Consider the following 25,837-nt stretch of genomic DNA (forward strand, 5'->3'; position numbering starts at 1 on the left):
TATGAAAATAAAAAATATATTTCTAACAATAAGTTTATTAACGCTGTTGGTAAATTGTAGCGATCTAAATACGGAGCTCAAGGGGCAGTATACATCTGATACTTTCTTTAAAACTAAAGATCAGGCTATTAGCGCGATAAATGCAACGTATCAGATTGCATCATTTAATAGTACCAATAACAATTTGTGGGTATTTGGAGATGTGGCGTCAGATGATACCGTAAAAGGCGGAAATGCCGGGGATGCAAGCGATATAGGCTATGTTGATTCATTTTTAGTCAATCCTGACAATGGCGCAATTGAAGCCTTTTGGAAACATTATTATGAGGGAATTGCTAGAGCAAATAACATAATATATTATGTGCCTTTAATAAACATGGACCCAGTTTTAAGAGATCGAATAGTAGGAGAGGCAAAATTTTTAAGAGCTTATTATTATTATCATTTAACAAATATTTTTGGCAGCGTTCCATTAAGAATAACTCCAGTACTCAATGTAAATGATTTAAGTGTACCACTTTCTGCAGTTGAGGTAGTAGTTGCTCAAATTGTAAAAGACTTAAATGAGGCATCAAATACGCTACCGCCAACATATGGTCCTGCTGAAAAGGGCAGAGCAACTAAAGGTGCTGCTTTAGGATTACTTTCAAAAGTATTTCTTTTTCAAAATAAATACACAGAAGCATTAAATGCTGCAAATCAAGTGGAAAGTATGGGGTATGTATTAACACCGCTATACGCACATAATTTTGATTTAATACACAAAAATAATTCGGAGTCTATTTTTGAGATTCAACATCTTTCTAATCAGATTATTTTTCAAGGAACCTATGTTAATCAGTATTTTTCGCCGGCCTATTTAAATGGCTACTTTTTTAATGCTCCAACTGCAAATTTTGTCAATGAATTTGAAAAAACCGCAAGTTTAGTAAGTGATCCAAGATTAGATTATTCTGTTGGAAGATTAGGGAATAAATGGGTTGATGGAAAAGATTTCGATCCAGATTGGTCTCCAGCATCCGGTTATTTGGATAAAAAACAAGCTAACGATGTTATTGGAACTACTCCAATTGGTGACGGTGAGAAAAATTATGTTTTTATGAGATTTTCCGAAATTTTATTGATAAAAGCGGAAGCGCTAAATGAATTGGGAAGAGGATCGGAAGCGTTGATTCCTTTAAATAAAGTTAGAGAAAGAGCACGTAAAAGTTATTTATTTGACCCTAGTCTTCCTGGTTTTGGAAGTGTACCTGCTCTTTTACTTCCTGATGTGACAAGCGTAGATCAGTCAACTTTGAGAAATGCAATTCGTCATGAGAGAAGAGTTGAATTAGGATTAGAATTTCATAGATTCTATGATATCATGAGATACGGGAAAGTGTATGCGGAAAATGCACTAAGTGGAACAGCTTTTTCATATGAAAAAAATAGATATTTCCCATTGCCTCAAAGTGAGAGAGATACTAATACAAAATTATAATTTTAACAATTTCATTAGAATTTACCACTACTAACATTTAAATTTATTATTATGAAAATTACAAAAAAGATTAACATGAAAGCAAGCTTTCTTGCTTTACTATTGGGAGGATTATTCCTTATCTCAAGTTGCTCAAGTTCAAGTTCGGACAATGTTCCTGTTGTTAACAAAACCAATTTAACAACACTAAACACTTCTACACAAACTAAGCTTGACACCTCTCTTGAAGGAAGTGCTGAAGGACAATATATTTTGGGAACCAAAGCTGCCCTACAAACAGTCTTAGACGCGTCGAAAGTTTTAGTTGCTAGTTCAACTGCTACACAATTACAAATTGACAACATGACTGTTCAATTAAATCAAGCTATTGCTTTATTTGAGACTAAAAAAGTCACTCCAATTGACCCTACCAATTTAGTGGGACAATGGACATTTGATGAAGGAACTGGAACTACAGTTAAAGATTATTCTACAACTAATGCAACAGGGACTTTTGGATCATCTGTTTTAGGAACTGGAACAGCTTTGCCAACATGGGCAACTGACAGATATGGAAATGCTAAAAAAGCGATTGCGTTTGATAACGGAGCAAAGATTACGGTTCCTTATAATGCTAAATTAAATCCTACTAAAATGTCTATTTCTTTATGGATTTACGCAACAGCAAAAAATGATAATAATCGTTTTATGGGACTGCATGCTTGGAATGGTTACAAATTTCAACTTCAAGGGGATAATAAACCATTTTTTACTGGAGCAACAATTGCAAATGGAATTTATGACAGGGATGATGCAGAAGGTATTCTTGTTTTAAATACCTGGTACCATATATCTGTAACTTTTGGAGATGGACATACTGTTTTTTATATTAATGGTACAAAAGTTAAAGATTGGGATAATACACCTGGATCTTTAATCACTGTTGTTGGCCATGATTTGACTTTTGGTGTAGATTCTAGTAAATATGCTGCAACAGATGTTAATTATGATGTTGACAAAATTATTCCTGCTGCTTGGGGTGGGTTTTTCCATGGTTCTTTAGATGAAATCAGAATATACAAATCTGTACTTACTGAAGCTCAGGTTAAAGCTATTTATGACACCGAGAAAAAACCGTAATTAACTAAACAAGTTTCTTGTTTTAGTTAAGTTAAATTGGATGTAAAAATTGAATAGAGAAGTGTTTTATCATATTCACTTCTCTATTTTTTTATCACTAAATCTTTTTTTTTATCACTATCAATTATAGAATTTGAATTACTCTTGATCTCTCTGAAGTTATTATATACTCAATAATTAATTATAGAATTTAAATATAATTACAATGGCATACCTAATAAACAAAACAATCCTTTTTTATAGTCTTCTACTATTTATTTCTTGTAGTAAGAGTGAAGAATCTACAGTTGTTGCACCTCCTGTAGAAAGGAAGGTTAATTTACAGCATTTTAACAATCTTTATAAAGAAATGGATTTCAAAGGAAAAAAAGCCGCTATGGTTTGTATTTATAGTGAATTTCCCGGATATCTACCATTAGAAGATCCAGACGAAGGAATTTCATGTGTTGATGATGTGGCAAGAGCTGTAATTATGTTAACAGAATATGTGCAAGTTTATGGAAATGAAGCTAGTTCACTAGACAAGATCAAAAAATTAACTGAATTTGTTTTGTCTATGCAAAACGATAATGGTTATTTTAATAATTTTATATTTTGGGATAAAACAATAAACACTTGGCACCAAAATTCTGTGGCGCAATTAAACTGGTGGTCTTTGAGAGCATTATGGGGATTAGAAACTGCTTATCCATTGCTGAAAAACGATGCTGATATTAAACTAAGAATGGAGCAATCCATATCAAAATTAAAAATAAATATAAAAAGAGATCTTCCAATCAATTCTTTGAATAAAGAAACTATAAACAATATAGAAACACCAACTTGGCTACCTCAAAAATATGCAGCTGATCAAGCAGCTATATTAATATTAGGATTGCTGAAAAATTACGAAAGAACCTCAGATAGTGATGATCTTTTAATGATTGATGCACTCGCAAAAGGTATAATAATTTTGCAAAAAGGGGATGCTGATCACTATCCCTATAACGCTTTTCTAAGTTACAAAAATCAGTGGCATGCTTATGGAAATGATCAAGCTAATGCTTTATTAAAAGCAGGTAAAGTATTAAACAAAAAAGAATACATTAATAGTGCATTAAAAGAAGTGGACAATTTTTATCCAAAATTGCTTCAAAATGGTTTTGCAGAAAGTTTTTTTATTGAGGCTGTAGGAAGTAATTTCTCTGAAATCAGTCGTACTAAATTTCCCCAAATTGCTTATGGTATCCGGCCAATAGTGTCCGCATCTGCAGAAGCTTACAGCTATTCTAAAAACAATAATCATCTAACAATCGCTAAAAATTTTGCGGCCTGGTTGTCTGGTAGTAATGAAGCTGGAACAGCCATTTATAACCATGATTCGGGTATTTGTTTTGATGGAATAGTTAGTGCAACCCAAATAAATAAAAATTCTGGTGCTGAGTCGACAATTGAATCCTTATTGATTTTATTAGAAATGGAAAAATTAAAACAATAAGATAAAAAACAGATCAAGGCTCTTTTATTTTAAAGATTATATGATTTTTTTTAGCTTCTAAGTACTTAAAAATAGCTGCTAAAATAATTGATACCTATAGCTAACAATCAGTTTTATACATGGTTTGAATTAGTAACGCTTTAATTATTTAAACATAATAGTTTTAAAAAATAAAAATGCATAATTATGACAGATATTGCAAATCGAAATAGAAAAAATCCCTTATTGTCACCCAAAGATTTAAAGGCAAGTGACGAAAACATGATCATAGAATGCCTTCTTAATCCAGGTGCATTTGAATTCAATGGCAAAATAGGATTACTTCTAAGAGTAGCCGAAAGAACAATCCAGAAAGAAGGTCTTTTATCGGTACCCATTTATAATGCTGTTGGTAAAGTTGAAATCAAAAATTTTAAGCTGAATGATCCAAAATTAAATGCTACAGACTCAAGAGTAATACAATACGATGGAATTGATTACCTGACTACTATATCTCATTTGCGATTGGTTTGGAGTGTCAATGGAATTGATTTCAAAGAAGACCCTGCCTATTCTTCCCTTTTTGGAGAAGGCGAATATGAATCTTATGGCATAGAAGATTGTCGTGTATCTAAAATTGAAGGTACCTATCACCTCACTTATACTATGGTTTCTTCAAATGGTGTGGGTGTTGGACTTAGAACTACCAAGGATTGGAAAACTTTTGAGAAAAAGGGGATGATTTTTAGTCCGCACAATAAAGATTGTGCCATTTTTGAAGAAAAATTCAATAATAAATTCTATGCTTTGCATCGTCCAAGCAGTCCTGAATTAGGAGGTAATTATATTTGGTTAGCAGAATCTCCAGATGGAGTACATTGGGGAAACCATAAATGTATCGCTAAAACTCGTGAAGGAAAATTCGATAGTAAACGATTAGGAGCAGGAGCAGCACCCATAAAAACGGAGAAAGGCTGGTTAGAAATTTATCACGGTGCAACTAAAGAAAACAGGTATTGTTTAGGAGCGCTTTTATTAGACCTACAAGACCCTTCAATAGTTATAGCTCGATCAGAAGAGCCCATTATGGTGCCAACAGAAAAGTATGAAAGGACTGGTTTTTTTGGCGAAGTTATATTTACAAATGGTCATATTGTTGATGGAGATCAAATACAAATGTATTATGGTGCGGCAGATGAATTTGTGTGTTTGGCCACATTCTCCATTGCGGAAATCTTAAAAACACTTCACGTATAATGGAAAAACTAGCAAGAATAGGGCTCAAGGATTTTTCCAGGAGTACAAAGATTTTAATATTGACCAATTTAATTTACGCGTTTGTGTTACCCGTAATTGACATTTTCGTGGCTTCATATATCATGCGGAATTCGAATGATCCATCTAAAGTAATGATGTATCAATTAGCTATTTATACCGGAATTCCGATAACTTTTTTTATTAATGGTTTTTTGCTGAATTCTGTAAATATCAAAAAACTATTTTCACTCGGTATGTTATTGAGTGGTGTTTCTATGGTATATATGATGTCCCTTGATGAAATTAGTTATACGGGATTGATATCTGCAGGATTGATAATGGGAATGTCCTTCGGTTTATATTGGGCCAATAGAGATTATCTAGTTTTAGCAACAACAACTGATAAAACGAGGAATTTCTATTATGGACTGGATACCTTTTTCTATACTTTGACCGCAGTTATTGTACCTGTTATTATAGGTTGGTATTTAATGAATGGTAGTGATTCTGCTTCAAATGAAAGTGTAAATTCAGGGTATAGAGTTGTCACCGGAGTGGTTTTTATATTTACCATTTTGGCATCAATAGTATTTCATTTTGGAGTTTATGAGAAACCCAGAAATGAAAAATTTCTTTATTTTAAATTTCACAAACTTTGGACAAAAATGCTTCAGATGGCTTTACTCAAAGGGCTGGCGCAAGGTTTTATAGTTACAGCTCCTGCCATGTTGATGATGAAATTTTTTGCTTCTGAAGGAGCATTAGGAACGGCCCAATCTGTAGGAGCAGTTATTGCAGCGGTCATTATGTTAATTCTGGGCAAACTATCATCACCTAAACATCGATTGGTTATTTTTAGTATTGGGCTTATCTTTTTCTTTTTGGCCTCCTTTTTCAATAGTTTGATGTTTAATTCCACAGGAGCAATTATATTTATCTTTCTTTTATTGATTGCAAGACCGATTCTTGATATTGCCTACTTTCCAATACAATTGAAAGTCATTGATATATTGTCTTCAATAGAAAACAGAAATGAATTCTCTTATATCTTAAATCATGAATTTGGCTTGTATGTGGGACGACTTTTTGGAGCAGGGACTTTCTTAGGAATAGCCTATTTTGGAAATGCGGACGATGCCTTGCGTTATGCCTTATTAATTATAGCTTTTATACAATTACTTTCGATATTAATTGCAAAACAACTATTGGAACAACAAACTAAATTAGAAAATAAAGATGCGTAAAACAATTTATTTAATAACACTTCTACTCTTTATTATTTTGAGTTCGTGTCACGTAACTCAAACTAAATTGACGACGATTCCTGCGGTACAGCAAGAGTCAATACAGCGCATTACGGCAATGCCTAATTTTCCCAAACCATTCAAAATTCTTGATTTTAATCAATTGGCAAAAGATTATGATGCGAAAGTGTATGATGTGAATCAAACAGGGAAATATTGGCCATTAATCTGGAAAGATGATTCCCGTAAAAATTTCGATCAGGAAACCTTTGGGATTTACACTGCTATGGGAGATGTAAGACAAGGTGTAGAACATCACAAAGGGATTTTTCATGAGTCTTTAGCCAGTATCGGATCCGTAATGGGTGCGAGTTTAATTGGAATCGACAAGTCCGACCAAAACGGAAAAGACTATGTTGGCATGCTAAAAAATTATTACAATAGTGATACCAAATGGAATATTATCATGAACAACACTTCTCCCGAAGTAGCCCTTCTAGGAGGTGGTTATGCCAGAGATTGGTGGTATGATGTATATCCTAATTTGATGTTTTATGCTGTTGCTGATTTTTATCCGAATGAAAAAGACTATTCAACTATTCAACATACTATTGCTGATAAATTCTATAAAGCGGATTCAACAATGGCGGGAAATTACCACCACTCTTTTTTCGATTATTCAACTTTAGAACCAAAAGACAGCTGGATTTGCAAACAAGAAGATGTGGCTGCAGGTCATGCTTATGTTTTATATGCAGCCTATAAAAAATTCAAAGAACCTAAATATTTAAAGGGAGCTGAATCTTCATTGCAGGCACTATTAGATCAAAAAGACAATCGGTATTATGAAATATTAATGCCTTTTGGAGCTTATGTTGCTGCTCGCTTGAACGCTGAAGAAGGTAGAAACTACGATTACTCAAAAATTTTGGATTGGACGTTTAACGGAACTCCTGAATGTAGAGAAGGATGGGGAATGCTTCTCGATAATTGGAACGGTTACGATGTTTCAGGTTTAATGGGAAGTACTGTAGATCATGGAGGTTTTGCCTTTTTGATGAATACTTATGATTCTATGTGGCCTTTGGTTCCTATGGTTCGTTACGATCCCAGATATGCCAATGTGGTTGGGAAATGGATGCTGAATGCCAGTAATGCCATTAAATTCTTCTATCCATATGAAATTGCTGATGACCATCAAACGATACCAGAGCAAAAAGAATATACCAAAGGAGTGATTGCTTATGAAGGTTTAATTAAAAAATCACACCTTAAAAAATATGAAAACATACAAGCTCCTGTTGCGATTGGTGATGGTCCCAACTGGATAGCAGGTAACCCTGATGTTTCTCAATTTAGTGTCTACGGAAGTGGTCATGTGGGAATAGCTGGTGCTATTGTTGAAAAAACAGATGTTCCAGAAATTTTAAAATTGAATTGCTTGGCTACTGATTTTTATCGTACTGATGCCTATCCAACTTATTTATTATACAATCCTTTTGGGGAAGAAAAAACAGTGACTTATCTGACTCAAACCTCCACAAACGTTGATTTATATGATGCAATTACTCATCAAGTCGTATTGAAAAATGTTACTAAAGTTGGGGAAATAACCATACCTAGTCTTTCTTCAAGATTAATTGTCGAAATTCCTTCTGGTTCTCAAATTGTTTTAAAGGATGGAAAATATTATGCTAATACTATTGTAGTATCCTATAAATAACGATTTAAAAATTATAAGTGTTTCAGCTGTTTATTTTAATATTTAAACATTGTAATTCATAAAAAATGGGCTTTAGAAAAACTATACTATTTATCGGTTTTTTGTTTGTAATGTTTTCCTGCAATAAAGAAAAAAAGAATTACATAGATAAAGTATGGTGGAAAGAAACCGTCTTTTACGAAATCTATATGCCCAGTTATAAAGATTCCAATGGAGATGGTTTTAGCGATTTTAAAGGATTGACTTCAAAATTAGATTACATTCAGAGTCTGGGTGTAAAAGGGATTTGGTTGACACCTTTTTTGGAATCTCCCAAAGTTGATAATGGGTATGATGTTTCCAATTATTACAAGGTGGATCCCACTTATGGTACATTGGAAGACTTCAAAACCTTTTTGGTAGCAGCCCATAAAAAGGACATTAAAATAATTATGGATATCGTTGTCAATCATACTTCCACCAATTCAAAATGGTTTCAAGAGTCCAAAAAATCAAAGGATAATCCGTATCGTGATTATTATATCTGGAAAGATAAACCGAATAATTGGGAATCGTTTTTTGGTGGATCGGCATGGGAATTAGACCAAACTACAAACCAATATTATTACCATAAATTTGATATCAGAATGGCAGACCTCAATTGGAAAAATCCAAAAGTGGTGGCTGAAATTCAAAATATGCTTCGGTTTTGGTTGGATTTGGGTGTCGATGGTTTCCGCATGGATGTGATTAATTTTCTAACGACGGATGGAATAACACAAGACAATCCTATGAAAGAGAAAAGTCAAGAACATCTGAATGACATCAATCAAAAAGGGGTTCAAACGGCCATAAAAGCAATTAAATCGGTGGTTAATGAATACGATAACCGCTTTATAGTAGGAGAAATTGGAAGTGATAAAATGGAGGTGTTAAAACAATACCAATCTCCGGATTTAATGGATGTAGTTTTTAATTTCAACTTTGGAAGCATCAAAGAATTCTCGGCTCGACGAATATTTGACGAGTTGCAAAGTATGGAAAAAAGCAGTGACAATTTTCCAACTTTATTTTTTGGAAGTCATGATATGCCTCGAATGATTGATAGGCTTGCAGATGGAAACTCAGAGAAAGCGGTGGCATTGGCTGCGATAATCCTAACGGCAAAAGGAGTTCCTTTTATTTATTACGGAGAAGAAATTGGAATGCATAACATTTTAGCAAATAACTTGGAAGAAATAGTCGATATTCAAGGAAGAACTCATTATGATTTGGCAATAGCTAAAAGTAAAAATTCTGTTAAAGCTCTTGTAGAAGGAAATGCGCACAATCGGGATAAATCTCGTAGTCCAATGCAATGGAATGGAGATGCATTTGCAGGATTTTCAACTGGAAAACCTTGGATTAAGATGAATTCCGATTACAAGGAAGTTAATGTTCAAAATTTGGAAAAAAAAGAGAATTCGATTTTAAATAAATACAAAGAGTTAATATCAATTAGGAATAAAGAAAAAGTTTTGCAATATGGAAAATATGAGAAGCTAGAATTCATTGATAATCTAATTTCATATAGCCGTTCTTATGATGGAGATAGTATCACGGTGAAAGTCAACTTTGGTATAGAAAAACGAATACAACTTTCTCCAGGGACAACAATACTGATGGGAAGTACAATGCTCAAAACGAATAGTTTTGTCATTTACAAAAATTAAACTTGGATGGAATAAATTTTAAATAGTAGGTGTCAATAACAAATATTATTGATGAATTTCAGTTACAAAACCCCCATATTTTAAAATATTATTGAAGTTTTAATTCCTTTATAAACTATTTTTCTTTAAATTTATAGTTCACTAAACTTATCTATTATGACTGTAAATCAAATATTAAAAGAAAAAGGACAAGAAGTTCATTCTATAATTTCTACAATCACAGTATATGAAGCATTAAGAATAATGGGAGAAAGAAATGTTGGTGCTGTCTTAATAATAGAAGATACTATTTTAAAAGGTATTTTATCTGAAAGAGATTATGCTCGAAAAATTGCTTTAAATAACAAGTCTTCTAGAGACACTTTTGTCCATGAAATCATGGATACGGATGTAATTACTGTAAAACCTTCTGACGATATAAATTATTGCATGGATTTGATTACCAATAAAAGAATTAGACATTTACCTGTTTTGTTAGACGAAAAAGTAGTTGGAATTGTCTCCATTGGTGATGTGGTTAAAGCAATAATGGAAATTCAAAAAAGCACAATTGATCATTTGGATTCCTATATCAGTGGAACTAAGGCTGTATAATAAATATAAATATGGAAACAATTATTATTTCAATTCTTCTTTTATCTCTTGCTATTTCTGGGATTGCCATCAAGATATTGTTAAAAAAAGACGGTAGGTTTTCTGGTACTTGTAGCAGCAATAATCCATTAATTCAAAAGGAGGGTGGAGCATGCGGAATTTGTGGGGCAAAGCCTGAAGAAAAATGCAACTCTTAAGGCAATTCTTTTATCCATTTTTTTAAGCTTTCGGATGTATATGTTTTCCAGATTCCGTGATCGTCATAAACAAAATAGACTTCAAGTTGTAAGTCTTTATTGTCTTGCAAAAACTGAATCGATTTCTTCAATCCCATAACCATAAAAACAGTAGCATAAGCATCAGCAGTAATGCAGTCATTTGCAATTACTGTAGTGCTTAATAAATTCTGTTTGGCAGGATAACCCGTTTTTGGATTGATGATATGGGAAAATTTTTGGCCACCCTCTTCATAAAATTTCCGATAATTTCCTGAAGTAGCCAGTGCTTTATCCTTCAAATTTATAACGGCTTCCAATTTTCTTTCTGAGCTTGCTTTTTCATCTGGTTTATCAATACCAACTTTCCAGTTTTCATTTTCTTTTTTTCCTTTTGCTTTCAGCTCTCCGCCCACTTCAACTAAATAATTAAAGATTCCTTTGCTTTCCAAATAATTTCCCAAAACATCTACAGAATACCCTTGAGCGATGGCATTAAAATCTAGTTTTACCTCTGGTTTTGCTTTTGCAATTTTGTTACCTTGCAGTTTTACCATTTTATAGCCAACAAACTGGAGTAGACTGTCTATCTTTTTGCCATCCATAGAAGCTTTTTTAGTTGTGCCAAATCCCCAAGAATTCACTAAAGGGCCCACCGTTACATCAAAAAGCCCATCTGTTTTTTTTGAAACTTCAATGGATTTGTTAAAGACATCAATAAAATAGGGATCAACAATCACATTTTTGTCGTTATTGTTTATTTTCGAAATAATTGATGAAGGCAGCCAAGTTGACATGGATTTGTCAATCTCTTTCAACAAGGAATCGATGGCCGTTTTATAATTGATTCCATCATTTGAAACATAGGAAATATGATAGGTAGTTCCCTGCGCATTTCCTTCAATTTTAAGTAAAGATTTCTTATTGGAGTTACAGCTTATAAATAAAAAGGATATTAGAATAGGGTATAGGAACTTCGTCATAAATGTTTTTTATTCTCCAAAATCATCAAAAGCGATATTTTCAGGTGGTACACCAAGATCATCAAGCATTTTAAAAACTGCAGAATTCATCATAGGTGGTCCGCAAATATAATACTCAATGTCTTCTGGTGCTTTATGATGCTTCAAGTATTTTTCAAAAAGAACACTATGAATAAAACCAGTATCACCAGTCCAATTGTCTTCAGAAAGCGGTTCAGAAAGTGCTATATTATATTGAAAATTAGGAAATTCCTTTTCGATATCTCGGAAATGATCGGTATAAAAAACTTCCTTTGACGACCTTCCTCCGTACCAGAAAGACACTTTTCTCTCACTTTCTTTTAGAGTATGAAAAATATGAAATAAATGAGATCGCAAAGGAGCCATTCCTGCACCACCACCAATATAAATCATTTCGTTTTTTGTTGGCTTAATGTGGAAATCACCGAATGGACCTGCAATATTTACTTTATCTCCAGGTTTTAAGGAAAAAACATAAGAGGAACAAACTCCTGGATTTACCTTCATAAATCCACCTGATTTTCTGTCAAATGGAGGGGTGGCAAGGCGGATATTCAACATAATGATGTTTCCTTCGGCTGGATGATTGGCCATAGAATACGCACGGAAAATAGGTTCAGGATTATTCATTTTCAAATCCCAAATATGAAATTTATCGTAACCTTCCTTAAATCGGTCGTCAATATTATAAAGGTCCTTTTTAAAATCAATTTCACATACAGGAACATCGATTTGAATATAACAACCAGATTCGAAATCCAGAAATTCATTTTTGGGTAATTTCACTACCAGTTCTTTAATATAAGTAGCTACATTATCATTTGAAACCACTTCGCATTCCCATTTTTTAATTCCCAATATACTCTCAGGAATTATTATTTTCATATCCTGTTTTACTTTTACCTGGCAACCCAAACGCCAGTTTGATTGCTGTTCTTTTCGATTGAAATAAGGAGTTTCTGTGGGCAAAATGTCCCCGCCACCTGATAAAACCTGACATTTACACATGGCACAAGTTCCACCACCACCGCAGGCTGAGGGTAAAAATATTTTTTGATTGGACAAAGTAGTCAATAGGGTAGAACCGGCTTCAGTTTCCAGTACTTCTTTTCCATTAATGACAATTTTAACTAATCCGGAAGGGGTAAGTTTAGATTTGGCATAGAGAATAATAAACACCAGCAATAAATTGAATCCTAAGAAAACAACTATGCTGCTAAAAACCGTTAAACTATCAAATGCTAAAAATATCATCCCTTTTTTGATTATAAATTTATAATGTTATTCCCATAAAACTCATGAATGCAATGGCCATTAATCCAGTCAATATAAAAGTGATTCCCAAACCTCGTAAAGGCGCTGGAATATTAGAATACCTTAGTTTTTCTCGTATGGCAGATAATGCGACGATTGCAAGAAACCAACCCACGCCAGAACCAAATCCAAAAACAGTAGCCTCTCCCAAGGTGGCGTATTCCCTTTCTTGCATAAATAATGCACCTCCCAAAATAGAGCAGTTAACTGCAATAAGAGGTAAGAATATACCTAGTGATGTATAGAGAGCAGGAGCATATTTTTCGACAATCATCTCTACTAACTGAACTATGGAAGCAATAGTAGCAATGAACATGATAAAACTTAAAAAGCTGAGGTCAATTGTAGCAAAATCAGGAGATACCCATTCTAATGCTCCTGCTTTTAATACATACTTCTCCAGTAAATAACAAACTGGTACTGAAATTAGTAAAACAAATATTACTGCGAGCCCCAATCCTACAGCACTTTTTACGGTTTTAGAAATGGCTAAATACGAACACATGCCTAGGAAATAGGCAAATATCATATTCTCAATAAAAATTGCTTTTATAAAAATATTTACATGTTCCATAAAAAATAATAAGTAGCGTTAGTGATTATTTAATGTTAGTTTTAATCAGTTGGATTCTATTAATTTTCTGTTTCTATTTCGTTGTATCCATATGAGAATGCCAACAATGATTAACGCCATAGGTGGCATAATTACAAGGCTATTATTGAAATATCCCATTTTATAAATGGAATCGGGTATAATGCGATACCCCATCAATTCACCGGAACCAAATAGTTCTCGTATCATCGATACAATGACCAATATTAATCCATAACCAAACCCATTCCCGATGCCGTCCAAAAAAGAGGGCCAGGGTTTATTAGCCATTGCAAAAGCTTCTAATCGGCCCATAATGATACAATTGGTAATAATCAGACCCACAAAAACCGATAGTTGTTTACTTACGTCAAATACAAATGCTTTTAAAAATTGATCGACTAAAATAACCATTGTAGCTACGATGATTAACTGAACGATTATACGAATACGATTTGGAATGATGTTTCTAATTGATGAAATGATAACATTTGAAAAAGCACAAACTACAATAACCGCAAGGGCCATGACAATAGAGGGTTTCATTTTTACAGTAACCGCTAATGCCGAACAGATGCCCAGTACTTGCACTGTAATTGGGTTGGTGTCGTTCAGAGGGTCGTACAAAAGCCGTCTGTTTTTTGGAGAAAACAGATCTTCTTTTGGCTTTTTAGGTTTTGCAGGAGTTGCTATAGTTTCTGTGTTCATGTGCTGTTGTATTATGTTACAAATGGTATCGCTTTATCTACTTTTAAAATAAGGTATATAATTACTAAGTGTTCTTTTAAACATTTCTGAAACACCTTTACTGGTGATTGTTGCGCCAGAAATGGCATCTACACCATGCGTGTCGTTTGGTGAGGCACCACCTTTGATAACTGTTACCGAAACAAAATTTCCAGATTCATCAAATATTGTTTTTCCAATGAATTGATGTTGAAATTTTTCGGTTTCAATTTCTGCCCCAAGTCCGGGAGTTTCACTTTTGTGTCCAAAGCTGGCTCCGTAAATGGTATTCTTGTCGGGTTCAAGTGAGAGATATCCCCAAATTGGGCCCCACAATCCCTTGCCTCGAACAGGAATGATATAATACTTTTTTCCCTCTTTATTACAAATGAAGAGCGGGAACAATTGTTCATCTGTTTTACCCGTTTTGGCTTTGTCCAATTCTTTTTTTAAGTCGATATCAAATGCAGCCACACCACCTTTTACTTCTTCACCTTTATTATTTAAAACAATTTGTTGGGTAATATATTGTGTGTATAATTGCTCGGTCTCAGCTGTTTCAGCATGAATGTCCACACTAGTCAAGATGTTTTTCATTTTTTCAATCCTGATGTTTTTTGCCTGATATGGAGCAAGGCTAATAGCAGTGATAGATAGCAATACGGCAATAATTACCACCAGAACGGTAGAAAAAAGAAATGTGGCTTTGTTACTGTCTTTATTCATTTATATTTTTTGTTACTGGATCCTTTTTAATCGTCTGTTAATATTTGCTTCAACTACATAATGATCTATTAGCGGTGCCATTACATTCATAAATAAAATGGCCAACATCATCCCCTCAGGATATGCGGGGTTAAAAACTCGGAACATAATGGCAAACATTCCAATTAAAAATCCATAAATGTATTTTCCTGTATTGGTTTGTGCCGCACTCACGGGATCGGTAGCCATGAAAATGGCTCCAAAAGCAAATCCCCCTAACACTAGGTGATGCAATGGAGTAATCTGCATTAAGGTATTCAATCCAAAAAAATTAAAAATTAGTGCCATTAAAAATCCACCAACAAAAACGGAAGACATGATGCGCCAACTACCAATGCCCGTGTATAACAGAAGGGCTGCGCCAAGCAAGCATGCAATTGTAGAAGTTTCGCCAATGGATCCAGGAATGGCACCAATAAAGGATTCCAACGTTCCAGGAATTTTTTCTGCAAGACCCGCAGCGGCATTGCCTAATGGAGTTGCCCCGCTATATGCATCTACTAAAGTTTGTCCTTTACCCAAACTGGTATTTATCCAAACTTGGTCACCCGACATTTTAGATGGATAAGCAAAAAACAGAAATGCTCTAGCGATAAGTGCAGGATTCATAATATTCATACCTGTACCTCCAAACACCTCTTTTCCGATAACAACCGCAAAAATGGTTGAAATTGCAACCATCCATAAAGGCACATCAACAGGCATGACAAGTGGAATCAGCATACCCGAAACCAAAAAACCTTCATTAATGGTATGTTTTCTTATGATTGCAAAAATAAATTCTGCTGTAAGGCCGGCACCATAAGAAACAAGAACTAACGGCAAAACTTTGATGGCTCCAAAAATAAAATTATCTGTAATGGAGGTTTCCATTAAACCCAAGGCGAGATGATGTTGGTAACCCACATTCCACATTCCAAATAAAAGGCAGGGAACTAAGGAAAGTACAACCAAGATCATCGTGCGTTTTAAATCTATTGCATCACGAACGTGTGCCCCTTTACTTGCAGTTGTGTGATCAGGAACAAACAGAAAAGTTTCTATTGCATTGAATGCAGGATACAATTTTTCCAGTTTTCCCCCTTTTTCAAAGTTAGGTCTTAGATTGTTCAGTAATTTACTAAGTTGTTTCAAATGCTATTGTTTTTAATGCTTATTGTCATATTCTTTATTGATTATTGAGAGATTAGTTTCATTGTAATCAAAAATTAAACTAACAGAATATATTATTTGTTTTTTTAATTATAGTAAAAATGTTAATCGTATAAAAAGTGAATTTGAATTAAAAGTAAACTACTCTTAACTGAATTCTTTACGTATAATATCAAGTCCTTGACGGATGATTTCCTGGGATTTTATTTTAGACGTACACACCAATTCACAGAGGGCAAAATCTTCTTCAACCACTTCATAAATCCCCAATTTTTCCATCATATCGATATCCTCAATCAATATTGATTTTAAAAGTTGTACCGGGTAAATATCCATCGGAAAAACTTTTTCATATTCGCCAGTCATTACAAAAGGACGTTCTTCGCCGTGAAGGTTGGTATCCATATCATATTTTTTGTTGGGTGTTAGCCAAGAAAAGAAAGTACGAGATAGGCTAAATTTATTCAATCCCGGAGTCAACCAGCCCATAAATTCAGAATGATTACCCTCTGGAATAACCGTTATTTGGGAATCATAAAAGCCTAAAAAACCATCTTCTGGAATTTTACTACCTGTTAAAATAGTACCACTAATAATTCTGTTTTCTTCCTTTTTTAAACCACCGTCAGCAAGAATGTTTTTAATAGAACAACCCACTATGGTTTTATAATATTTTGGGGTATTGACTTGTGAACCAGTTAATGCTATTGTTCTGGTTGCATCAAATAAGCCTTCATTAAATAATTTACCAAGTATCAATACATCTTGTGGATTGATACACCAGACTGCTTCTCCCTTGTTTATCGGGTCAATATGATGTATTTGTACACCAATATTTCCAGCAGGATGTGGACCTGAAATTTTGTTAATTTGTACCGACTTTGCGTTCGAAAAAATGGATGCAGGAGTAGTTTTGTGCTGAACATTCAAATGAATTTTTCCATCGGTTAGTTTCTTTAGAACATCTAGGCCGGTTTGAAAATCAATTTCTTTACCAGACATGATAAAATCATTATCGGGTGCCAATGGACTGCTATCAAAAGCAGAAATAAAGATAGATTTTGGATTTTCACTTGGATTGGCGATACAACCATAAGGTCGCTGACGGATAAATGGCCAAGCACCAGAGTTTAGTAATTTTTCAATAATTTCTTCTCTATTTAAATCATTAGGCTTTGACTTAGGAAAGGATGCATATTTAATTTCCCTATCGGCCAGTATTTTTATTTCTAAAATTACTCTTTTATCTCCACGAAGAATTTCAATCACTTCTCCACTAACGGGGGAACTTACTATAATAGCTTCATTATTTTTATTATAAAACAAAGGAGTTCCAGCTAATACAGTATCACCTACTTTGACTAGTAATTTTGGATGGAGACCAGTGAAGTCGTTTGGTTTAATAGCAAATACGTCAGCTATGGGTAGATCCTGAATAGTCTTTTCTGCTTCGCCAATCAATTTGAGATTCAATCCCCTTTTAATTTCAATAAATAGACTCATTAATTAATTTTATTGGGTAATTATGATATTTGTACGAAGATTCGATTTTATCAATCCTTAAAAGCAATTTAATCAGAAACATTTGCTTTCGTAAAGAATAAAAATCTAATCTAGTGATTTTACCTCAATAGAGCAACAAAAACTCTTTTTTTATCGTAAAATATTGACCTATAGTTGGATTTTATAGTGCTTTTACATTTATCAATCCTAAAAAACTGAATTACTTTACTTCATGCTATCGGTGAATAAAATGAGTCAAATATGAAAGTTGCGCTTTCAAGACGCTATTGTTTAAACGAATTGGTTGGGAGAACAAGATCATTAAATGATAATTTTAATAAAGAGTAGAAGTATTAATAATTTGGCAGAAATGAATTTAATGAACTCCATTAAAAAGTATTATTTACAATTTGAATACTCTTTTAATGCCAATAAAAAGAATGTAAGGATTAATTTTAGAAGGCTCTTTTATAGTCGCTAAATTTACTTTTGAGTCTGTGCAGGAAATGCATTGCCATTGTTTTTAATTTATAAAAAAATCTTGGTTCAAGAGCTCTGAAATAGACATTGCCATATAATTATATAGTTTCTAAATCGATGTTCTTTTTGAATTAGAGTAAATTATTTTTTTTTGCCAACAAATAAATAATTTTTGCAAATTCATCATTATTTAGTCTGTCTCCCTCAATAACTCCTATTTGATTAGATGCAATTACATGTCTTCCTTTGTAAATGTTTTTATTTGATACAGTTATTATTTGATTGGATGAAGTTGCATGGTTCCCTTTGAAAATTTTTGTGTTTTTTACAATTAGAATACCTTCAGGCTGAATACTTATTAATTCATCTGATGCAATTGAATATTTTCCTCTGTATATTTTTCCTTTATCAACTAAAAAGATTTGGTCTGAATAGTTAGAATGCTTTCCTGAATAAATTTTTGTCGCCACTTTGCTCTTTTTTTAATAAGTTTTCAAATATTTTATAAATGGGTATCACTTTATTTTCATCAATAATTAGATCACTTGTGTCCTTAATGGTTTCAAAAATAAATTATTCACTATTCAATATTTTACGGTTTCCCGCATTCTGGGTTTATTTTTATTTTCATATCCTTTTAAATCATTTGGACTTGGTGAATAAAACGACTTTACTAGGGTCATATATTTCCATAGATTGTCCCGCACCAGCCGTTTTGGATTTTCAACATCATCATAGAAAAAGTATAATTAACTAGAATAATTCCTGAATTAGTCTCCGAAATTTTGATTGTGTCGCTTATGAAATAAGCTGCTTTTATTGAAAACGATCTTAATTTTTCTACTATTGAAATTCTTATTTTTTAGAAAATTCAAACCAAATAGGGATATTTTATACAAGTACTATTTGTAATCGAAAATAAAATCTAATGAAACAGCTTATCTTTTATGGTTCTTTTTCAGATTTCATTATGCATACTTAGGAAATGGGATGTACAGTTCTTATATTGGATTCCATATAGAGTAATTTCTTTATACGCAGTTATCGATTTATTTACACTTTCATGTAGAGTGATAAATAATAACGAATTAGTATATCATCAAATTGATAATTTAGAAATAAAAAAAGATGATGAACAAGCGATAAATTGGGCTAATAAATTAGTGGAAAAAGAGGATTAAATATAGGAGGTCTAATTGTAAAGACTTCAACAATGCTACTAATTATTGTTCGTATTTGAAAAAGAATAACTACTTATATTAATCCCATTCCAAAAGACTACGTTCCTCCCAATACGATTTTGGATTGGTTGTTAATAATTTTAGTTGATTCATTTCTGTTGAAGTAAAAGTCAACTTTTTATCTAATGCTTTTAGATTTTGTTCCAATTGTTTCGTGTCCGATGCACCACTTAAAACATAGGTTGGATTGATGCTTTCCATTACAAAACGTAGAGCGATGGCGTCAATACCAACTTTGTATTTTTTAGAAAGCTTATCTAATATGGGAAAGACTGTTTCGTTTTCTATATTGAAGACTCTACCGTTAGCCAAAGCTTCTTTGATGATAATTGTTTTATTTTTGGAATGTAATATAGTTAATATGTCAAAAGTAGATTGCTCTAGAATATTATAAGTGACTTGAAAACTATCAAATAAATAGTCGTCATCAACTTTGATAGTCATAGCTTCGAGTAGGATTTCGTTTTGATTAGCACCACTTGTAGAGATTCCAATTTGAAGGCTATTATTTTTTTTAATCGTGTGCAATTGTTTTAGTACGGCTTCATTTTTTAAGATACCACTTTCTAAAGTAGCCGAATGGACTTGATATATTTTTAAATCGGGTAATAGTGATTGAGATACTTTCCATTGTTCGAGTAATTTCTCAAGAGAATGTTCTTTTACTTCATGCTTTCCTTTGTATCCTAATTCCCAATTGGCAACATAAGTATAGCCCCATTTGGTACTTAAAATCACATCCGAATGTTTTCTGTCTGTTTTCCAATCAATTAAATACGACTCACCTTTGCCATATGAAGGTGCGGTATCAAAATAACGCACACCCTTTTTATACGCAAAATCCAATACTTTAAAAGCATTTTCTCGGAATGCTTTTTCTGATTTATCGATAGCATGATTTTCCCGAATATTGATGTATTCAGGTCTACCCAAGGCTGCTAATCCGATTCCTATTTTAGTTGTGATTGTCAATTCAATTCTGTTTAAAGGATTTTTAAAAAACAAAAATAGTCAAACTAAAAACATCATGAGCGCTAATATTTAATGTTTATAATTTACGGGTTGTTTTTGAAGGAATAAATAGCAACACGCATTAATTACTATTTGTATCTTCTAAATTTTTGATAAATAGTTTGTATTCACATTTTAGCAGGAAACACTCAAAACATTGACTTCGTCGAATTTTATTTCGGTGTCAGCAGGGGGAAGTTCGCTTTGGTCGGATGGAATTCCGTTAATGTAGGTTTGTGTACGCTCTCAAATTCCTTTTGCATATAAAACTGCAGTTGCAAAAGAATCAGCTATCTCCATGAAGTATAAATTATATTTTTCGTCCAAGGCAATTTGATTAAACTAATATAATTAAATATTTATTTATTAACTATGTTTAAACCTTCATGTGCAATTTCTATGGTTTCAACTGCGACCTCATTACCATCTGATTTCAAATCAGTTCCAGTAACTTTGGTAGGCCATGCATTTTGTAAAGTCCAGGTCATTGTTGGATTCCCACCTTCATCTATTAAATTAATAGTTATGGTAGTCCGTTTAACAGTGTTCATTTTTACGGTAGTATACCATTCGATAAATAGGTTGTCTTTTATAAAGACACCTTTTTTTAGCGTTATATTTCCAAATTTCACTAATCCGGGCATCTTTTGATTAGAAAAAATAGGGTATCCCCATGTCGGTATTCTATAATTTGTCCCTCAACATCTAATCCAGAAACTTCCTGAAACGAGGCGTATTGCATTTCTCCACCTAAATGTACTGTGAAGTAAAATTTAGAAATGGGCCATAAATTTTCACTTTGTTTTGATCCGTCGTCTGCCATGATTATTTTTTTAAAGAATTAGTAGGCTATTATGATTTTTGTTGTTGCTGTTGAAAGGTAATTACAATAAATTCGGCTTTCTCAGTATAACCTATAAAGGCTGGAATTGCGGTTTCGACCGCCACAACTTAATTGGGGACTGCGATTTTATCATTTATATAAACCCCTGGTGTTTGTAATGCCATAATTTTTTGTAAATAGAATAGTAGTCTTATCAAAGAAAGGCAATTCCAATTTTAGGAATAAACAGGAATTAAAATTTGACCTACAAAACTGAATTTAAGCATCCTAAGCTCATACTATCAAAAATAAGAAAGATAGAAATGGGTTGTTAGGAAAAGAGGGAAAATAGTTATGAACTAGAAAAATGTGAAACGGTATGGCTACGAGAAAGCCAAGGTGTAATTCAATTATAAATAAATAGAAATAGGAGTGTAAGTAATATTACACTTTATATTTTATCAGCTCCAATAGACTATCCATAGTACTTGGCATATTGAACATTTCAATATTCTTGGGGTTAGCATCCTTATTATATGCAATAGCACCAATATAATTTTGAGCAATTTCAAAACTATTTACTTGCCAGTATTCTGAAGTTTTAATTAATTTGGAATTTAAATTATGATGGCCATCCAAACAAGGAAAGTTCTTAAATTCATCATCGATACCCTTACCCAATGCTTTCACAAAGGCTTCTTTTCGTGTCCATGAAGTGTAAAAAGCGAGTTTTTTATTATTAGCATTTTGGATTGCCGAAATTTCTTTTTCATTAAAGATTGCCGAAAGAAGGGTTGTAAAGTCAAAATTATCAGAAATATGTTCTATATCGATACCCACTTCGCTTTTGGAAATGGCAATAACTGCAATGTCTTCAGAATGTGAAATATTAAAACAAAACCAAGGATGGGAGTCTAAATACGGTTTTTTGTTAGGACGATAGTCTAGAGAAATATTTTTTGCATCTAAATTTGTAAATGCTGCTATAACAAATTTTAGAATCGACCTGCAAATAATGAATCGGTTTTTATCTTTTTCACTGTAGAATCTATCAGCTCTGTTAAGCTCATTATTATTCAGAAAATTGGATAAATAAGGTGAGAAGGCTATAAAATTGGGCAAATAAATAGTATAAATTATTATATCATTTTCATTTAGAGCATACTCTTTCCTAGGCGGTAAACTAACGCCCTTGATATTTGAAAAAGTAATAAAGAGATTAGATGTTTGCATGTTTTTTATTTAAAATATCCTGAATCATTTGTATTAATTCTTTGTCATTTGAAGAATCTAAAATGCCAAAATGGTCGTTATGAATCTTATTACCATTAAATACCGCTTTTTTCCATCGAAATTTTGTTGGGTTTGTTTTATCGTGTTCATCATATTTTGATCGAATAAAATCCAAGTCAAAGTATTGTTTATTTATACGGTAGCGATCTATATTTCCTTTAGATTTAGCATTAGCTTCTATATAATGTTTAAGTATTAATGCATCTTGTTCCATCATTGTGCTGCTCAGACTAAAATACTTATTTAATTGGCAATCTTTTTTTTATGAATATGATTCTTAAATACCTTCCATCCAATTAATATTTCCTTTGAGAAATCGATCTTTCCACATTTGCCATTATAATATCAAACTAATTTTCCTCCTTCAAAAAGCAACAAAACTACCAAAAGAATATTCCGCTAAAGTATAGGAAAACATTTATCAAAAATCAAAATCCACTTTTTATAATTTTATAAATTAAAAAAATATATTTCCAATTTTTGTATTAAATTGAAGGAAATAATTCCATCGTCCTTTCAACTTCTTCAAAATTAATATAAAATCCTTGTTCCTTAGGAATTCCTACAATAAATCCATAATTAATGTCTTCCATATCTGTTATCACTTTCATAGCACCTACAAAACGGTATGGAGGCTGGAGCATTATTACGGAAGCACCTGGTTGAAGTACAACAAATCCGTGTGCCATTTGACTACCTTCAATTCCGATAAGAATTTTAGCTCCTACACAGGCAGAAATAATTTCAGTTGCAGTTTGGGTGGTTACATCCACTATCCGAAATCCGTATTTATCACGAAGCTTTTCGGCTATTTCCATCTCATTAATCATTATACGAATGTCACCCGAATCACGGCGCAAAATAAATACTCCTGGATGTGATATTCCTGGAAACCTAGACAACAATTTATTTCGATTAGCTGAAAACCTTTCATGCTTACCTATATTGTTGCACCAGTTATCATCAAAGAATATGGCTTTTTTCATAAATGCTGCATTGGTTCTGATTGGATTCATTTCTAATGCATTCTCATATTCAGGTGTATGTGAGAATGCAAAGATATTTGTAGTCACAGGATCACCTACAGACGCAGCTAATTGATACAATGGACAATCATCAACTAACCAAGAATAAAAATAATAATTGCCATTATATGAATTATAAATTGATGCATTATCTATTTCGGTATCTATTATAATAGGTGGAAAAAAATACTTTCTAGTACTAAGTTTTGAGCAATGGTGAAATACAAATCGATGTAAATCTTTATAAATGGAACCATCAATCATCCAAGTATTTTTCAACATATAGGCACGTGTCGGTTCATTTTTTGTTGCCCCCCCCAGCATTATAGAAATTGGATTTTCGAATTCAGTATGAGTTATACGATCAAGCTGACCATCTAGAAAAAAGGCCTTTGGTGAAATAGTTATATTTCCAGGCTCAATTTCCCAAGATTTTACTGCAAGGCTTTCAAGATTTTTTCCTTGACGTAACATCATATGAGATTTATGTATTCTTTTAAGGTATTTTGTATATCCAATTGGTGTAATTTTCATTTTTTTTATGATTTAATTAGACTTTATTTTATAACCATTTTTTTATGCTTAAGACCTTGTAAAAGGCTTCTTTACGTGTTTGTATGCTGTGAAAAGTATGGTTTTATTGTAGTATTTTGAAGGATTTATACTTCCTCTATGATCGTAAATATGTTTTAGAGAATTTACAAAATCATAATTTTCAGTAATGTAATTATCTAGATAATCACTTCCAATTTAGCTAAAACAGTTTTTTTTTACATAATCATTTATTTTTTATATTATTAATTGGTTTAAAAGCGTGTCCTATTTTAAGATCTTTAAAAATAAGGTTCATATTAATTTCGAAAGCATTTATCTGAATTTTAAAACCAATGTACAATTAATAAATAGGTTTAATTCTTTTTCTTGTAAAAGCAATCGGCTCTGTTCATCTGTTTAGAAATAAGAAATTAGCTAAATAGGATGGTAAGTCGTTATTAATGATTAAATTATACGTTTGCATGTCTTTGGTCTAGAATATCCTGAAGCATACGAGCCAATATTTTATCGTTAGGCGGCTCTACAATATCTAAATGATCTCCTGGAATATTATGAATCCGAACACCTTTTAATGCTGCCTTTTTCCAACCTAAATGTGTAGGATCTAATTTATGGTTTGTGTCATCCTTTGCACGGAATAAATCTACTTCAAAATTCTGAGGTACAAGGTGGTACAAGTCAGTTATTTTACTTACCATACTATCAGCAACAATAAATTCTTCAAGGGCTAATACTTCTTGTTCAGTCATTGTATTGTTCTGATCAAAATGTGTTTTTAATAGATACTCTTTTTTCGCATTAATGCGCTTCTTAAAAGCCTTCCAACTCATGAGCATTTCCAATAAAAAATCGAATCTTCTACGAGTACGATCCAAATATCTAATTATTTTTTTTTGTTGAACTGTAGGATAATAATATGATGAGTCGACATAAGTATCTAGTAATGCTGACAAGCTAACTGTTTTTCCTTGTTCTTTTAATTGACGCGTCATTTCAAAGGCAACGATACCACCAAAAGAAAAACCAGCCAAAGCATAGGGACCTTTCGGATTTATTTTTGTAATTGCATCTACATAATGAGCTGCCATGGCTTCTATGGATTCATACCAGTTATCATAGCCATTTGGACCTATACCTTGAATACCGTAAACAGGTTGATCTTCATCAAAGTATTTAATCACATTTAAAAAATTTAAGATATTAAGTCCTGCTCCATGAACCATAAAAAGAGGGGGTTTATTCCCTTTAGGTTTAATAGGAATTAAGCAATCAGATGATATTTTGCTATCAATGTTTAGTAGTTTGGCAAATTCAAATACAGTAGAATGTTGAAATAATGCAGAAAGAGGAATCCGTTTACCCGTTTTTTTCTCAATCTTAAACATGACATTCACAGCCTTTATTGAATGACCACCCAATTCAAAGAAGTTACTAAAAATATCAATCTGCTCAATGTTTAAGCTTTCTTTCCAAATATCAGCTACTAACTTCTCTGCTTCTGTGCGAGGAGCGGTATATTCTTGTTTAGTACTATTCTTGTTGTTGGATTTATATTCTAATAATGCCTTACGGTC

At 32.8% G+C, this 25,837-nt stretch carries 25 protein-coding genes; 10 read left to right on the forward strand and 15 right to left on the reverse strand.

The window, feature by feature from the left end; genetic code table 11:
* The first annotated feature begins 1 nt into the window (after window position 1).
* The 9 genes from E0F76_RS15920 (at window position 2) to E0F76_RS15960 (ending at window position 10,761) form a co-directional block, all read left to right on the forward strand.
* Window positions 2-1,480 carry a RagB/SusD family nutrient uptake outer membrane protein gene (locus E0F76_RS15920; RefSeq protein WP_132008376.1) on the forward strand — a complete coding sequence of 493 codons (1,479 nt, stop codon included), beginning with the start codon at window positions 2-4 and terminating at the stop codon, window positions 1,478-1,480.
* Window positions 1,481-1,531: 51 nt separating this feature from the next.
* Entirely contained in the window at window positions 1,532-2,599 is a 1,068-nt protein-coding gene (locus tag E0F76_RS15925) for a LamG domain-containing protein (RefSeq protein ID WP_132008379.1), read from the forward strand.
* Window positions 2,600-2,804: 205 nt separating this feature from the next.
* Entirely contained in the window at window positions 2,805-4,076 is a 1,272-nt protein-coding gene (locus E0F76_RS15930; protein ID WP_132008382.1) for a hypothetical protein, read from the forward strand.
* A gap of 186 nt (window positions 4,077-4,262) precedes the next feature.
* Window positions 4,263-5,312, forward strand: coding sequence for a glycoside hydrolase family 130 protein (locus E0F76_RS15935; RefSeq protein ID WP_132008385.1), 1,050 nt, complete (start codon window positions 4,263-4,265; stop codon window positions 5,310-5,312).
* Window positions 5,312-6,556, forward strand: coding sequence for an MFS transporter (locus E0F76_RS15940; RefSeq protein ID WP_132008388.1), 1,245 nt, complete (start codon window positions 5,312-5,314; stop codon window positions 6,554-6,556). The genes E0F76_RS15935 and E0F76_RS15940 overlap by 1 nt, the downstream gene beginning before the upstream one ends.
* Window positions 6,549-8,279, forward strand: coding sequence for a hypothetical protein (locus tag E0F76_RS15945; protein ID WP_165932727.1), 1,731 nt, complete (start codon window positions 6,549-6,551; stop codon window positions 8,277-8,279). The genes E0F76_RS15940 and E0F76_RS15945 overlap by 8 nt, the downstream gene beginning before the upstream one ends.
* Window positions 8,280-8,344: 65 nt before the next feature.
* Window positions 8,345-9,970 (forward strand): alpha-glucosidase, encoded by a 1,626-nt coding sequence (locus E0F76_RS15950; RefSeq protein WP_132008391.1) that lies wholly within the window; start codon window positions 8,345-8,347, stop codon window positions 9,968-9,970.
* A gap of 156 nt (window positions 9,971-10,126) precedes the next feature.
* Entirely contained in the window at window positions 10,127-10,564 is a 438-nt protein-coding gene (locus tag E0F76_RS15955) for a CBS domain-containing protein (RefSeq protein WP_132008394.1), read from the forward strand.
* 11 nt (window positions 10,565-10,575) lie between these two features.
* Window positions 10,576-10,761 (forward strand): membrane or secreted protein, encoded by a 186-nt coding sequence (locus E0F76_RS15960; RefSeq protein WP_132008397.1) that lies wholly within the window; start codon window positions 10,576-10,578, stop codon window positions 10,759-10,761.
* Here E0F76_RS15960 and E0F76_RS15965 read toward each other — a convergent pair.
* The 8 genes from E0F76_RS15965 to E0F76_RS16000 form a co-directional block, all read right to left on the reverse strand.
* On the reverse strand, window positions 10,758-11,762 hold the full coding sequence (locus E0F76_RS15965) for an FAD:protein FMN transferase (RefSeq protein ID WP_132008400.1): 1,005 nt from the start codon (window positions 11,760-11,762) through the stop codon (window positions 10,758-10,760). The genes E0F76_RS15960 and E0F76_RS15965 overlap by 4 nt on opposite strands.
* Before the next feature lie 9 nt (window positions 11,763-11,771).
* Entirely contained in the window at window positions 11,772-13,037 is a 1,266-nt protein-coding gene (gene nqrF / locus E0F76_RS15970; protein WP_132008403.1) for an NADH:ubiquinone reductase (Na(+)-transporting) subunit F, read from the reverse strand.
* A 19-nt stretch (window positions 13,038-13,056) separates the two neighbouring features.
* On the reverse strand, window positions 13,057-13,671 hold the full coding sequence (gene nqrE, locus E0F76_RS15975; RefSeq protein WP_132008406.1) for an NADH:ubiquinone reductase (Na(+)-transporting) subunit E: 615 nt from the start codon (window positions 13,669-13,671) through the stop codon (window positions 13,057-13,059).
* A 45-nt stretch (window positions 13,672-13,716) separates the two neighbouring features.
* On the reverse strand, window positions 13,717-14,397 hold the full coding sequence (locus E0F76_RS15980) for an NADH:ubiquinone reductase (Na(+)-transporting) subunit D (RefSeq protein WP_132008409.1): 681 nt from the start codon (window positions 14,395-14,397) through the stop codon (window positions 13,717-13,719).
* A 33-nt stretch (window positions 14,398-14,430) separates the two neighbouring features.
* Window positions 14,431-15,141: an NADH:ubiquinone reductase (Na(+)-transporting) subunit C gene (gene nqrC, locus E0F76_RS15985; protein WP_132008412.1), complete on the reverse strand. Its 711-nt coding sequence runs from the start codon at window positions 15,139-15,141 to the stop codon at window positions 14,431-14,433.
* Between the two features lie 12 nt (window positions 15,142-15,153).
* On the reverse strand, window positions 15,154-16,314 hold the full coding sequence (locus E0F76_RS15990; protein WP_132008415.1) for an NADH:ubiquinone reductase (Na(+)-transporting) subunit B: 1,161 nt from the start codon (window positions 16,312-16,314) through the stop codon (window positions 15,154-15,156).
* 165 nt (window positions 16,315-16,479) lie between these two features.
* Window positions 16,480-17,835, reverse strand: coding sequence for a Na(+)-translocating NADH-quinone reductase subunit A (locus E0F76_RS15995; protein WP_132008418.1), 1,356 nt, complete (start codon window positions 17,833-17,835; stop codon window positions 16,480-16,482).
* 611 nt (window positions 17,836-18,446) lie between these two features.
* The gene (locus E0F76_RS16000) at window positions 18,447-18,785 is read right to left on the reverse strand and encodes a hypothetical protein (RefSeq protein ID WP_132008421.1); all 339 of its coding nucleotides are present in this window, start codon (window positions 18,783-18,785) and stop codon (window positions 18,447-18,449) included.
* A 477-nt stretch (window positions 18,786-19,262) separates the two neighbouring features.
* Here E0F76_RS16000 and E0F76_RS16005 point away from each other — a divergent pair, with 477 nt between their 5' ends.
* Window positions 19,263-19,496, forward strand: coding sequence for a hypothetical protein (locus tag E0F76_RS16005; RefSeq protein ID WP_132008424.1), 234 nt, complete (start codon window positions 19,263-19,265; stop codon window positions 19,494-19,496).
* Window positions 19,497-19,574: 78 nt separating this feature from the next.
* On the opposite strand, the gene E0F76_RS16010 is transcribed toward E0F76_RS16005, so the two are convergent.
* The 7 genes from E0F76_RS16010 to E0F76_RS16035 all read right to left on the reverse strand — a co-directional run.
* Window positions 19,575-20,528 (reverse strand): aldo/keto reductase, encoded by a 954-nt coding sequence (locus E0F76_RS16010; protein WP_342773095.1) that lies wholly within the window; start codon window positions 20,526-20,528, stop codon window positions 19,575-19,577.
* Window positions 20,529-20,926: 398 nt separating this feature from the next.
* On the reverse strand, window positions 20,927-21,211 hold the full coding sequence (locus E0F76_RS19775; protein WP_246022089.1) for a phage tail protein: 285 nt from the start codon (window positions 21,209-21,211) through the stop codon (window positions 20,927-20,929).
* Entirely contained in the window at window positions 21,199-21,390 is a 192-nt protein-coding gene (locus E0F76_RS19780; protein WP_246022090.1) for a phage tail protein, read from the reverse strand. The genes E0F76_RS19775 and E0F76_RS19780 overlap by 13 nt, the downstream gene beginning before the upstream one ends.
* A 444-nt stretch (window positions 21,391-21,834) precedes the next feature.
* Window positions 21,835-22,623 carry a 4'-phosphopantetheinyl transferase family protein gene (locus E0F76_RS16020; RefSeq protein ID WP_132008427.1) on the reverse strand — a complete coding sequence of 263 codons (789 nt, stop codon included), beginning with the start codon at window positions 22,621-22,623 and terminating at the stop codon, window positions 21,835-21,837.
* On the reverse strand, window positions 22,610-22,900 hold the full coding sequence (locus E0F76_RS16025) for a hypothetical protein (RefSeq protein WP_132008430.1): 291 nt from the start codon (window positions 22,898-22,900) through the stop codon (window positions 22,610-22,612). The genes E0F76_RS16020 and E0F76_RS16025 overlap by 14 nt, the downstream gene beginning before the upstream one ends.
* Before the next feature lie 268 nt (window positions 22,901-23,168).
* A complete protein-coding gene (locus tag E0F76_RS16030) occupies window positions 23,169-24,242 on the reverse strand; it encodes a glycosyltransferase family 61 protein (protein WP_132008433.1) in 1,074 nt (357 codons plus the stop codon).
* A 470-nt stretch (window positions 24,243-24,712) separates the two neighbouring features.
* Window positions 24,713-25,837 (reverse strand): thioesterase domain-containing protein (locus E0F76_RS16035; RefSeq protein ID WP_220398938.1); only part of this gene is annotated, 1,125 nt, incomplete at its 5' end.

This window comes from Flavobacterium cellulosilyticum (genome assembly GCF_004349355.1).
GTDB classification, from domain to species: Bacteria; Bacteroidota; Bacteroidia; order Flavobacteriales; family Flavobacteriaceae; genus Flavobacterium; species Flavobacterium cellulosilyticum.

Bases quoted from the DNA above. Each gene is read 5' to 3' on its own strand.
- E0F76_RS19775 (WP_246022089.1), bottom strand. From the start codon at position 21,211: ATGCCCGGATTAGTGAAATTTGGAAATATAACGCTAAAAAAAGGTGTC.
- E0F76_RS15955 (WP_132008394.1), top strand. From the start codon at position 10,127: ATGACTGTAAATCAAATATTAAAAGAAAAAGGACAAGAAGTTCATTCT.
- nqrF (WP_132008403.1), bottom strand. From the start codon at position 13,037: ATGATATTTTTAGCATTTGATAGTTTAACGGTTTTTAGCAGCATAGTT.
- E0F76_RS15940 (WP_132008388.1), top strand. From the start codon at position 5,312: ATGGAAAAACTAGCAAGAATAGGGCTCAAGGATTTTTCCAGGAGTACA.
- E0F76_RS16005 (WP_132008424.1), top strand. From the start codon at position 19,263: ATGGTTCTTTTTCAGATTTCATTATGCATACTTAGGAAATGGGATGTA.
- nqrC (WP_132008412.1), bottom strand. From the start codon at position 15,141: ATGAATAAAGACAGTAACAAAGCCACATTTCTTTTTTCTACCGTTCTG.
- E0F76_RS15945 (WP_165932727.1), top strand. From the start codon at position 6,549: ATGCGTAAAACAATTTATTTAATAACACTTCTACTCTTTATTATTTTG.
- E0F76_RS16025 (WP_132008430.1), bottom strand. From the start codon at position 22,900: ATGATGGAACAAGATGCATTAATACTTAAACATTATATAGAAGCTAAT.
- nqrE (WP_132008406.1), bottom strand. From the start codon at position 13,671: ATGGAACATGTAAATATTTTTATAAAAGCAATTTTTATTGAGAATATG.
- E0F76_RS16030 (WP_132008433.1), bottom strand. From the start codon at position 24,242: ATGAAAATTACACCAATTGGATATACAAAATACCTTAAAAGAATACAT.
- E0F76_RS16020 (WP_132008427.1), bottom strand. From the start codon at position 22,623: ATGCAAACATCTAATCTCTTTATTACTTTTTCAAATATCAAGGGCGTT.
- E0F76_RS15960 (WP_132008397.1), top strand. From the start codon at position 10,576: ATGGAAACAATTATTATTTCAATTCTTCTTTTATCTCTTGCTATTTCT.
- E0F76_RS15995 (WP_132008418.1), bottom strand. From the start codon at position 17,835: ATGAGTCTATTTATTGAAATTAAAAGGGGATTGAATCTCAAATTGATT.
- E0F76_RS15935 (WP_132008385.1), top strand. From the start codon at position 4,263: ATGACAGATATTGCAAATCGAAATAGAAAAAATCCCTTATTGTCACCC.
- E0F76_RS19780 (WP_246022090.1), bottom strand. From the start codon at position 21,390: ATGGCAGACGACGGATCAAAACAAAGTGAAAATTTATGGCCCATTTCT.
- E0F76_RS15980 (WP_132008409.1), bottom strand. From the start codon at position 14,397: ATGAACACAGAAACTATAGCAACTCCTGCAAAACCTAAAAAGCCAAAA.
- E0F76_RS15930 (WP_132008382.1), top strand. From the start codon at position 2,805: ATGGCATACCTAATAAACAAAACAATCCTTTTTTATAGTCTTCTACTA.
- E0F76_RS15965 (WP_132008400.1), bottom strand. From the start codon at position 11,762: ATGACGAAGTTCCTATACCCTATTCTAATATCCTTTTTATTTATAAGC.
- E0F76_RS15925 (WP_132008379.1), top strand. From the start codon at position 1,532: ATGAAAATTACAAAAAAGATTAACATGAAAGCAAGCTTTCTTGCTTTA.
- E0F76_RS15950 (WP_132008391.1), top strand. From the start codon at position 8,345: ATGGGCTTTAGAAAAACTATACTATTTATCGGTTTTTTGTTTGTAATG.
- E0F76_RS15920 (WP_132008376.1), top strand. From the start codon at position 2: ATGAAAATAAAAAATATATTTCTAACAATAAGTTTATTAACGCTGTTG.